Source organism: Gluconacetobacter entanii (assembly GCF_013155425.1).
GTDB classification, from domain to species: Bacteria; Pseudomonadota; Alphaproteobacteria; order Acetobacterales; family Acetobacteraceae; genus Novacetimonas; species Novacetimonas entanii.
In genome coordinates, this window is the sequence record NZ_JABJWD010000119.1 from 1 (window position 1) to 10775 (window position 10775).

Here is a 10775-nt window from a genome sequence, read left to right on the forward strand (position 1 = left end):
GCATGGGAAAAATGATGTCCCTCGTCCCCCGCACGCTGTATGGGGGGGGGTGGTTTGGCCTGCGGCGTGGTCAGCCGGTCCACGGGAAAGGGGGACAGCGCCTCGTCCGCGCCCCATTCCACATACAGTTGCAACAGGGACAGGGAATCGGTCATCGGATGGATACATCCCGGACAGGCAGGGCATTCACAGGGTCAGGCACCAGCATGGCGGGCGCAGGCGCGGCGCATGGGCGCGGCATTTGGCATCGCGCCGCGCACACGCTAGATTCTGGTTTCATGCTGTCCTCCCGTTTCTGGCGCGTGGCGCTGCTGGGTGCCGTTGTACCGCTGCTTGGCATTATTCCCAACCGCGAAACGCACGCCGCCGCCCCCGTGACCTCCCGTCTGACCACCCGTCCAGGCCCCGCCGGCACCCCCACCGTGACACAGAGCCTGGCGACAAACGTGCTGGTCGCCACCATCGCCGCGAGCGAGGGCGACAATGCGGAGGCCGCGCGCACCTTCACCCGCGCGGCGCAGCTTGCACCATCCTACCGCCCCTTTGTCGAGCGTGCGTTCCTGTATTCCATCCTTGCCGGCAGTCCCGACGCCGCCCGCCTTGCGCGCCAGCAGCCGCCCGGCGTGGTGCCCGAACTGGTGATGGGCAATGCCGCGGCCATCGCATCGGACTGGGCCGGGGCGCTGGCCCATTATGACAAGGCGCCGGACGATCCCATCATGAACATCGTCCGTCCCCTGCTGCGGGCATGGGCGCTGCAGGGGATGGGCCGCACGGATGACGCGCTGGTGGCGCTGAACCGCGCGCAGGCGGACCACCTGCTGGGTGGGTACTATACGCTGCATGCCGCCCTGATCGCGGAAATGGGCGGGCAGGCGATGCGCGCCGATACGCTGTACCGCCGCGCGCTGGACATGTCGGGCGGCGACCTGTTCACCACGCGGGTGCTGACCCACTGGCTTTACCGGCAGGGCAGGGCGGCGCAGGCGCGTGACATGATCGCGGCCAAGATCGCCTCCATGGCGGCGCTGGAACCCGCGCGGCCTGCGCTGGTCGCGGCACTGGGCCGTCCCGTCGTTACCAGCCCGCAGCAGGCCATGGCGCAGGCGTACGGCCTGCTGGCGCTGCTGATGGACCAGCAGAACGCGGCGGAGACACCGCCCCCCAAGCCGGGGGAGGACCATCCCGCCCACGACCATGACATCACCACCCTGCGCAGTACGGAGCAGATGATGCTGCGCCTGTCGCTGATGCTTGATCCCGCCAATACGGAGGCGCGGATCCTCCTGTCCGCCCTGTTCCATGCGGAGGACGAGAACCAGCAGGCGATCGACGTGCTGGCGGAGGTTTCGCCCAATGACCCGATGGCCGTCGTCATCCGCGCGGAGGAAGGCGAGCTTGACATGGCGCTGGGCCACCGGGCGGAGGCGGAGCGCATCATCCGTGGCCTGCTGCGCGATGCGCCCACGGACCGGACCCTGTGGTGCGACATGGGCGACATCATGCTGGGGCAAGGCAAGTGGCGCGAGGCCCTGTCGGCCTATACCCACGCGCTGGCGCTGTCGGGCACGCTGGAGGGGGACGACTGGCGCGTGCTGTTCGGGCAGTCGATCGCCTATGACCGGCTTGGCGACTGGAAACATGCGAAGGCGGGACTGACGCAGGCGCTGCGCATGGCCCCGAACGAGGCGGAACTGCTCAACGACCTTGGCTATTCCATGGTCGAACATGGGGATGACCCGGCGACGGCGGAAAACTACCTGCGCCGTGCGCTGGCCCTGTCGCCCGATGACGGGCAGATCCGCGACAGTGTCGGCTGGGTCGAACTGCGCCTTGGCCATGTGGGCGAGGGACTGCCGCTGCTGGAACGCGCGGCGGAGCAGATGCCCCAGGACCCCGCGATCAACTATCACCTTGGCGTGGCCTACTGGGTGTCGGGGCGCAGGCTGGAGGCGGTGGATGCGTGGCAGGACGCCGCACAGTTCCATCCCGATCCCCCCGACCAGCGCAAGATCACCGCCGCCCTTGCCTATGCCGCCTCGCAGGCGGCGGCACACCCGCCCGCCCATGCCACTGTCCCGGCCGACCTGCGCATCACGCCGGCCAGCACCCCCGCACCGGCCGCACCCGGTTCCACCGCATTTTCGCCTGCGGTGTCCCCTTCGGCGGCAGGCACGGCGGCATCCCCGAATCCCCAGACCACAGGCCCTGCCGATAACAGGCCAGCAGGCGACAAGAAGGACGGAGCACACAAGTGACGGCAACCCAGAGCGAATCGGCGCATGCGAAAATCAACCTCTACCTGCATGTGACCGGACGCCGTGCGGACGGATATCACCTGCTGGACAGTGTGGCGGTGTTTGCCGGTGCGGCGGATGTGCTGGATGTGGAGGTCGCGCAGGCGCGTGGCGCGGCACTCGGGCTTCGGATCGACGGGATGTTCGGCGCCGGGTTGCGTGGTGATGATGCCACCAACCTCGTCATCCGCGCCGCCGACGCACTGCGCGCGCGCGCGGGTGCGGGGGCGCAGGCGCTGCCGTCGCTGGACGCCGTGCTGCACAAGGAACTGCCGGTGGCGTCGGGAATCGGCGGTGGCTCGGCCGATGCCGCGGCCGCCCTGCGCTGCGTGATGAAGGCATGGGACATGGATGTGCCGCGTGCCGAACTGCTGGAAATCGCGACGGCACTGGGCGCGGACGTGCCGGTCTGCCTGGATCAGGTCCCCACGCGCATGAGCGGGATTGGCGAAATCCTGCGTCCCGCGCCGGTCCTGCCGCAATGCGGGATGATGCTGGTCAATTGCGGGATGAGCGTCTCCACCCCCGCGGTGTTCCGTGCGCGACAGGGCGGATTCCGCCCGGCCCCGGACCTGCCCGCCCGGTGGGAGACGCTGTCGCAGATGGTGGGAACGCTGTCGGAACTGAGCAACGACCTTGAAGACGCGGCCTGCGAGGTATGTCCCACGATTCGCGAGGTCCTGTCGGCCCTACGCGCCGCCCCCGGCTGCCGCTTTGCCCGGATGAGCGGGTCGGGTGCCACCTGCTTTGCCCTGTTCGATTCGCCGCAGGCGGCCGAACTGGCGCAGGATGCGGTGGCCCGCCCGGGCTGGTGGGTCTGGGCCGGGGACCTGTATCGCGACGGGCGTGCCGCCTGAAGCACCCGGGCGGCTTCCCGGACCCGGCAGGGAGCGCGCTCCCTGCACCCTGATTCATGAAAAGTCATGGTTTCCAAAGGGTAATACCCTTTGGTGGGGTTTCAGGGGCAAAGCCCCTGAGCCTGCGGGCTTATCGGCACATGAAGCACCCGGTCGCTGCCCGGACCCGGCAGGGAGCGTGCTCCCTGCATCCTGATTCGTGAAAAGAACCTATCCCCGGCGACGGCAGCGCACGGCGAGCATCAGCGCGAATCCCGCCGCGGCGATGGCGGTGCCCACCTGCGCATGGCGTGACGTCAGCAGCGGCGGCACGCCCTTGCGCGTGATCATGTCGAAGCGGCCATGGGCTGCGTACGCCCCGGCGACGGTGCCGAACAGGTCGTCGGGTTCGTTGCCTTCCACCGCGACCTTTTCCATCTGTTTCGCATAGCCGCCCTTCGACAGCCAGCGATCCGACAGGCCGGGCAGGAAGGTGGAGATCACCCACGACTTGATCCCCGACGTGCCGACCCAGATGTCGCGATATTTCCCGAACGCCGCGCGGCAGATCGCCTCCGCCGCGATTTCGGGTTCATAGACCGGGCCCATCGGCTTCAGGCGCTTGCCCGTATGGTTGCGCGTCCATGAAAAATGCGGCGTGTTGATCGACGGCAGGTGCACCAGCGCGATGTGGATGCGGTCCCCGTCATGCAGCAGTTCGGGGCGCAGGCTTTCGGAAAATGTGCGGATCGCGGCGCGCGCGCCATTTTCGATGGATTGCAGCGGCGGCGGACGCAGTCCCGCAAGGGCGACAAGGTTGACGATCGTGCCATAGGAACGCCTGCGCATCCGCAGCAGCGCGGAACGCGTGCCATTGACGGTGCCAAGGTACGTGACCTCGGTCGCGCGGCGGATCTCGTCCGGGGTGATCGCGGCAAGCTGCCCGCGCACGCCGGCCCCGGCGCAGTTGACCCAGATGGTGATGGGGCCAAGCGCCTGTTCGATTTCCTCCGCCGCCGCGTCAAGGGCGGCCGCATCCGCCACGTCGGCGCAGGCGATGTACGTGCGGACGTTGAGCGCCTGGAGTTCCGCCGCCGCATCGTTCAGCCGGTCCCGGTTGCGCCCGACCAGGGCGATATCGCATCCGGCCCGTGCAAGCGTGCGGGCGGTGGCGCGACCGATGCCGGCCCCTGCACCGGTAATGACAGCAACCTGTTGCGGCATGAAGAATGGCTCCGTGTAGGTGATGGATGCTCCCCGCTGGCCGTATCCGTGCCAGACGGGGCAGCGGCGCGGGATGATCCGGTTGATGGCGTCTGTTGCGGGCATGTTATCACGCGTCCGCGCCCGAAGCCTATCCGGCATAAGGCATGGCGGCTGCGATATCGTGGCCGGACATCGTACGTAGGTGGCGCGTCAGACATATTTCAGCGCGACGAATCCCCCCACGACCAGCACCGCGAACGCGCCCGCCACCAGCGGCAGGCGGCGTTCGATGAAGGCCTGTACCGGCGCGCCGAACCGCCGCAGCAATGCCGCGACAAGGAAAAACCGCACCCCGCGCGTGATCGCGCACGCCACAAGGAACGGCCCGAGCGCCAGGTGGGAGGCGCCGCTGGCGATGGTGACGAATTTGAAGGGGATCGGCGTCAGCCCCTTGATGAGGATGATCCACACCCCCCATTCGCGAAACCGCGCCTGAAGCCCCGCCAGCGTCGCCTGCGCGTGATAGAAGCGGACAACCGGCATCGCCACGTAATCCAGCAGGAACGCGCCGATATACCATCCCGCCACCGCGCCACACAGGCTGGCGGCGGTGCATATCGCGGCCAGGCGCCAGGCCTGCTCCCGCCGCGCCAGGACCATCGGGATCAGCAGCAGGTCCGGCGGCAGGGGAAAGACACTGGCCTCCGCAAAGGCGACCAGCGCCAGCCACAGCGCGGCATGGCGGCTGGCGGACAGGTGGAGCGTGCGTGTGTAAAGGCGGTCAAGCATGGATCGGGGGCCCGCGACTTTCGGCAGCCGGGACGGGATGGGAAATGGCATGCCGTGGCCACCACCCTAGCAGACAAGTGTGACGGTCACACGCAATCCGTGCGGGCTGCAGTTGCCAAGGCGGATGTCACCGCCAAGCCCCCAGATGATGTTGCGCGAAATCGACAGGCCAAGCCCGGTGCCCCCGGTTTCGCGGTTGCGGCTTTCCTCCGCCCGGACAAAGGGGTCGAACATGCGCTCCAGGTCGCCGGGCGGCAGGCCGGGGCCGTCATCCTCGATCCACAGGCGTGTCACCATCTCGTCCGGGTCGTTGCGGCCGCCGGGTTCGGGCGGGAACAGGGTGACACGCACGTTGCCGCCATACTTGATCGCGTTGGTCACAAGGTTGTTGAGCGCACGTTTCAGCGCGACGGGGCGCGCATGGATCGTCACGTCGGGCGGGTCCGTGGTGAAGCCGATGCCCTCCGCCAGGTCGGGATGGGTCTCGGCGGCCTCGTCAAGGATGGTCTGCAGCAGGATCGTCAGGTTCAGCGCGCGCATCGGTTCGCGCTGTTCCGCGTCGCGCCCGAAGGACAGGGTGGCGGCGACCATGGCCTCAAGCTCGTCAAGGTCGGCAAGGAAACGGTGCTGCATTTCCTCGTCCTCGATGAACTCCGCGCGCAGTTTCAGCCGTGTGATCGGCGTGCGCAGGTCGTGGCCGATGGCCGTCAGCATCAGCGTGCGGTCCGACAGGAAGCGGCGGATGCGCCGGGCCATGGTGTTGAACGCCATGGCCGCGCGCGCGACCTCCAGCGGGCCATCCTCCGGCATGGGGGGCGCGTTGACGTCACGGCCAAGCGCCTCCGCCGCCGCACCCAGCGTCCCGACCGGCGCGATCAGGCGGCGCACCCCCCACAGGATCAGCACGCCGCCCGCCACCGTCATCAGGATGAAGGCGATCGGGAAGGTGGGGGAGCGAAAGACATTGGGCCGGCGCATGACGTAATGGATCGTCAGCCAGCGATGCTCGTCCGGCAGCAGGAAGGCGATCGCACGCTGCCGTCCCTCCCGGTTGGAGGGGGAGACCATGACCTGCAGCGGGCGCAGGTTCATCGGCAGCGGCGGGCCACCGCCCCATTGCGGCCCCCCGCCCCATGGCGGACCGCCCCACGGGAAGCGGCCGCCGCCAAATGCCTGCGGGCCGCCATCACGCCCGCGCCAGCGTGGTGCCCCGTTGCCCGGCCCTTCGTTGCCCCGACCGCCATTGTCCCGACCACCGTTGCCCCGGTCATCGTGGTCCGGGCCGCCATTGCCGGGTCCGGTGTTCCCGGTGTTACCGGGGGCAGCAGTGCCTGCGGCGTTCCTGTCCGCGGGCATCCCGCCACGACCCATCTGGCCACCCGGTCCGCCGTCCGGCCCCTGTTCAGGCGGGCCGCCCCACGGTCCCTCCATCCGGCCCATGCGGTGTTCGCCCCGGGGGGGATGCATCAGGCTGTCGATCATGTCGGGTTCGGGGCCGGGCGTCAGTTCGGCATGAAAGCCGGCCGGCATGTGCAGCGCCGCCAGTTCCGCATCGCGGTGGTCGATCGCGGTTTCCACGATCCCGCGATACAGGGTCGCGACCTCGGTATGGTATTTCTCCTCGATCATGCGGCGGTCGAAATCCAGCCGGTCCAGCGCATGGATCGCAAGGCCGGCCGCCTGGATCACGCCCAGCCCGCAGATCAGCAGCAGGCTGGTCCGCGCGGCGAGCGAGGGCGGACGCAGCCGCCCCAGCAGCGCGCGCACGCGCCCCCCCCGACCCGGCGGTGGCGTCTCCGCCACGGGAACGATGTCGTCGGGATGGATCAGGGGCGGGGGGGAAGCGCCATGCAACAGGGTCAGGTCCGTTCGATTTCCGCCGCCAGGACATAGCCACCGCCCCGGACCGTCTTGATCAACTGCGCATTGCGGCCGTCATCCTCCAGCTTGCGTCGCAGGCGGCTGATGGCCACGTCGATGGCGCGGTCGAACGGCCCGGCCTGCCGCCCGCGCAGCATGTCGAACAGCATGTCGCGCGTCAGCACCCGGTTGGCGCGTTCCAGCAGGGCAAGCAGCAGGTCGTATTCCCCACCCGTCAGCGGCACCTCCGTCCCCGCCGGGTTCAGCAGGCGACGGCGCACGGTGTCGAGTTCCCATCCCGCAAAGCGCAGGGTCCGGCGCGCGCCCGTGCTGCGCGGGTCGGGATTGTCGTTCACCCGGCGCAGGACCGCGCGGATCCGCGCCAGCAGTTCGCGCGGGTTGAAGGGTTTGGGCACGTAATCGTCCGCGCCGAGTTCAAGCCCGATGATCCGGTCCGTATCGTCGCCCATGGCCGTCAGCATGATGATCGGCACATCCGCCTGCGTGCGCAGCCAGCGCGCGACATCCAGCCCGCTTTCCCCCGGCAGCATGAGGTCGAGGATCACAAGCTGGTAATGCCCGCCCGTCCATTTGCGACGCGTTTCCTGTCCGTCGCGTGCCGTTGTCACGCGCAGTTCGTTGCGTTCAAGGAAGCGGGCAAGCAGCTCCCGTATCTCGCGGTCGTCATCAACGATCAGGATATGCGGCAATGGGTCCATGACATGGCATCCTAGAGGAAAGGAGGTGGCTTCACACCTGCTGTTTCACTCCGTTGCAATATGGCGCCGGTGCGGGGAAAGGCACCGCGATGAACGCACGGAAAGGCGCAGCGGGGAGGGCATGCCACTGCCCTCGGTGCGATGGGGGCGGGGCGGCCCGGGACACTGCAATCCCCGGGCGCGGCCCCCTGTCTTCGGGATTCTTTGGAAAGAACCCGTCGATGAAGGGAATAAAGGTCTTTCGGGTGTCGCCCTGTTTTTAAAAAGGTGACACCTTCTGAAGGTTTTTGGGAAAAAGCCTCACCAAAAACTTTTCATGGTTTCAGTCCGTCCCCGGACAGGGCTTCATTTATCCAGCCATGACGGCACCGGCAGGTGCTTGCCACGCAGGAACGTCGGGTTGAACAGCTTGGACTGGTACCGCGCGCCGCCATCGCACAGGATGGTGGCGATGCGATGGCCCGGCCCCATGGCGCGCGCGACACGGATGGCGGCGGCGACATTGATGCCCGCCGACCCGCCGACCGACAGCCCCTCGTGGATCAGCAGTTCATAGATCTGGACCAGTGCCTCGGCATCGGGGATGCGTTCGGCATCGTCGAAATGCAGCCCTTCGAGGTTGCCGGTCACCCGCGACTGACCGATTCCCTCGGTGATGGAGGAACCGGAGACCGAAAGGTCCCCCGACTTGACCCAGCCATACAGGCCCGAACCCTCGGGGTCGGCCAGCACGACGCGCGGACGCGCGACACCTTCGGCGCGCGCCCTGTCCTCCAGCCCCAGCGTAACCCCCGCCAGCGTCCCGCCCGTCCCGCACGAGCAGGTGAAGGCGTCGATGCGCCCGCCCATCTGGTCCCAGATTTCGGGTGCGGTGGTGTGGCGGTGGCCTTCGCGGTTGGCGAGGTTGTCGAACTGGTTGGCCCAGACCGCGCCCGTTTCCTCCGCCAGGCGGCGCGAGACATGGACATAGTTGCCCGGATCGCGGAATGGCTTGGCCGGGACAAGGCGCAGGTCCGCGCCGATCATGCGCAGGAAGTCGATCTTCTCCTGGCTCTGCGTCTCCGGCATCACGATGATGGAGCGGTAGCCGCGCGCGTTGGCCACCAGCGTCAGGCCGATGCCGGTATTGCCCGCCGTGCCTTCGACCACCGTGCCGCCGGGTTTCAGCACGCCGCGCCGTTCGGCGTCGTTGATGATGGCAAGGGCCGCGCGGTCCTTGACCGAACCGCCGGGATTCATGAACTCGGCCTTGCCGAAGATCTCGCATCCCGTGGCCTCGGACGCGCGATGCAGGCGGATCAGCGGCGTATGACCGATCGCGTCGGTCATGCCCGCGCTGGTGGTGGGGTGGAAGGAGGCGGGACTGTCGGCCATCAGGACTGAACCTTCGGATCTGTTGCGTGCGACGGGATTATGTGGCCCCGTCATCGGGACGGGGGGCACCCATGGGGCAATGTGCCCCAATGCCCGCCCGAAACCAAGATGCCCATGCCCTCCATGACCTCCATGACACCACGATGCCGCGCGGGCCGGTGGGTGTCATGCCGGGGAGATGATGGGCGCGGCGGTCAGGGCGTGGGCAGGTCACGCACGAAGGCGGTGAGCCTGCCCTGGCTGTTCACGTCCAGTTTTTCATAGACGCTGCGCAGTATGGAGCGCGCATAATGGTCGGAAATGCCGATGGCCCGCGCCGCTTCCTTCAGGGGGAGGCCATTGGCCACCTGCTGCACAAGCCGCGCCTCGCTCTGGTTCAGGCCCAGCAGGCGCAGCGCGTCGGTCACGTCGGGCATGTCCGACCCCGGCCTGTGGAACGCCAGCATCGCCATGGGGCGCGTGGGACGGACCATTTCGTCCCGCCCCTCCGTCAGGAGTGGGATCGCGCGCGCCAGCAGCGGCCGGCCGGAGGGACACTGCACCATGACGAAGCGTTCGGGACCGGGCGCCACATCGGACGAGGGGGACAGCGCATCACGCAGCAGCCCGTCCAACTGGCGCGCGCTGGCGCGGTGCGAACAGGTCAGGCGCCCGTCAGTATGCACCACCCCGTCACCCAGCATCCGCTCCATCGCGTCGTTCATGAAGATGACGCGGCCGTCATGCCCGATCACGGCGGTGGGGGTGGGCAGGCGGGCGCACATTTCGCGAAACCCGTGGGCCAGGGCGTTGGCCTGCCGCCCGCCCAGGGACATCGAGATCGCGCGGCACACATGCTGCCCCAGCATCAGGCGCAGCCTGCGTTCGTCGCCGGTTTCATGCGGGCGCCCCAGCGGGCGCTGGATCGAAAAGGCGAAATGCGGGCCGTTGGGGTCGGTGAAATAGAACCGGTTGGTCCTGCTGGCGCCAAACCTGTTCAGGAAATCCTGGTAATAGGGATTGCGGGCCACCTCCTCGTCACTGAGGAAGGAAATGTCCGAAAGTTCCCCCTGCGGCAGGCGATGTCCCGCCAGATATGCCCGGTAGGGATCGTGCCGCCACATGTGGTCGTAATACATGTGGTCGGATTCCGGGATCCGGGCGGACCCGAACCGCAGGTCGGAGTGCAGTTCCGTCGGGATGATCGCCGCCCCCACGCCACCAAGCAGGCGTGACAGCGTATGCAGGGTCGGTTGCCACAGGCTGTCATCAAGTGCGCAGCGATAGATATCGCCTATGGCCGCATTGACGGCATCGGAGAGCATTGGCGAGACCTCTGCGGGAGCAATTCTAAGGCAAGAAGATAAACATACATATAATGCAGCTTTTTGTTTTCATGTCCAGCCGCATCCATGGGCTATCGCGCAGATACCCAACTGCGCATCCTGTGCCCGGATAAAGGCGGTTTTATGGCGCGGCGTGGAAAACATCATGACCACGGTTCCGTCAGTGCTGGCGACCGTGGCCCAAGGCCCGCGCACGCGTCACGCCAGCCGCCATGTATGGCAGCGAAGGACGTGGGGAAGGTCATGACGCTTATAATTCCGGCGATGGACCAGCCGTTGCAGGGACCCGGGGGTGGCGGCAGGTGTCGTGACCACGCCCGGCGGGAGGGGACGCGGACGCGGTTTTCGCCCGTCCCGCCCGTCCCGCCC

The 10775-nt window shown here is 67.8% G+C and carries 8 protein-coding genes; 2 read left to right on the top strand and 6 right to left on the bottom strand.

All coding sequences use genetic code 11. From position 1 onward, the window contains the following. The first annotated feature begins 278 nt into the window (after positions 1–278). A complete protein-coding gene (locus tag HNH97_RS16350; RefSeq protein ID WP_244949509.1) occupies positions 279–2258 on the top strand; it encodes a tetratricopeptide repeat protein in 1980 nt (659 codons plus the stop codon). Further along, complete coding sequence (locus HNH97_RS16355; RefSeq protein ID WP_110914254.1) at positions 2255–3154, top strand: 4-(cytidine 5'-diphospho)-2-C-methyl-D-erythritol kinase; 900 nt, start codon at positions 2255–2257, stop codon at positions 3152–3154. Before HNH97_RS16350 ends, HNH97_RS16355 begins: the two co-directional genes overlap by 4 nt. A 210-nt stretch (positions 3155–3364) precedes the next feature. On the opposite strand, the gene HNH97_RS16360 is transcribed toward HNH97_RS16355, so the two are convergent. The 6 genes from HNH97_RS16360 to HNH97_RS16385 all read right to left on the bottom strand — a co-directional run bounded on the left by HNH97_RS16360 (position 3365) and on the right by HNH97_RS16385 (position 10385). Then, positions 3365–4357: an SDR family oxidoreductase gene (locus tag HNH97_RS16360; protein WP_171791606.1), complete on the bottom strand. Its 993-nt coding sequence runs from the start codon at positions 4355–4357 to the stop codon at positions 3365–3367. A 192-nt stretch (positions 4358–4549) separates the two neighbouring features. Then, on the bottom strand, positions 4550–5128 hold the full coding sequence (locus HNH97_RS16365) for a YqaA family protein (protein WP_110914253.1): 579 nt from the start codon (positions 5126–5128) through the stop codon (positions 4550–4552). A 66-nt stretch (positions 5129–5194) separates the two neighbouring features. Continuing rightward, on the bottom strand, positions 5195–6886 hold the full coding sequence (locus tag HNH97_RS16370) for an ATP-binding protein (RefSeq protein WP_244949511.1): 1692 nt from the start codon (positions 6884–6886) through the stop codon (positions 5195–5197). Positions 6887–6987: 101 nt separating this feature from the next. Then, entirely contained in the window at positions 6988–7707 is a 720-nt protein-coding gene (locus HNH97_RS16375; RefSeq protein ID WP_110914252.1) for a response regulator, read from the bottom strand. A 345-nt stretch (positions 7708–8052) separates the two neighbouring features. After that, positions 8053–9081: a cysteine synthase A gene (locus tag HNH97_RS16380; protein ID WP_171791605.1), complete on the bottom strand. Its 1029-nt coding sequence runs from the start codon at positions 9079–9081 to the stop codon at positions 8053–8055. Between the two features lie 194 nt (positions 9082–9275). Next, complete coding sequence (locus tag HNH97_RS16385) at positions 9276–10385, bottom strand: hypothetical protein (protein WP_110914251.1); 1110 nt, start codon at positions 10383–10385, stop codon at positions 9276–9278. Between the last annotated feature and the right edge of the window lie 390 nt (positions 10386–10775).

Bases quoted from the DNA above. Each gene is read 5' to 3' on its own strand.
- HNH97_RS16375 (WP_110914252.1), bottom strand. From the start codon at position 7,707: ATGGACCCATTGCCGCATATCCTGATCGTTGATGACGACCGCGAGATA.
- HNH97_RS16350 (WP_244949509.1), top strand. From the start codon at position 279: ATGCTGTCCTCCCGTTTCTGGCGCGTGGCGCTGCTGGGTGCCGTTGTA.
- HNH97_RS16385 (WP_110914251.1), bottom strand. From the start codon at position 10,385: ATGCTCTCCGATGCCGTCAATGCGGCCATAGGCGATATCTATCGCTGC.
- HNH97_RS16380 (WP_171791605.1), bottom strand. From the start codon at position 9,081: ATGGCCGACAGTCCCGCCTCCTTCCACCCCACCACCAGCGCGGGCATG.
- HNH97_RS16365 (WP_110914253.1), bottom strand. From the start codon at position 5,128: ATGCTTGACCGCCTTTACACACGCACGCTCCACCTGTCCGCCAGCCGC.
- HNH97_RS16360 (WP_171791606.1), bottom strand. From the start codon at position 4,357: ATGCCGCAACAGGTTGCTGTCATTACCGGTGCAGGGGCCGGCATCGGT.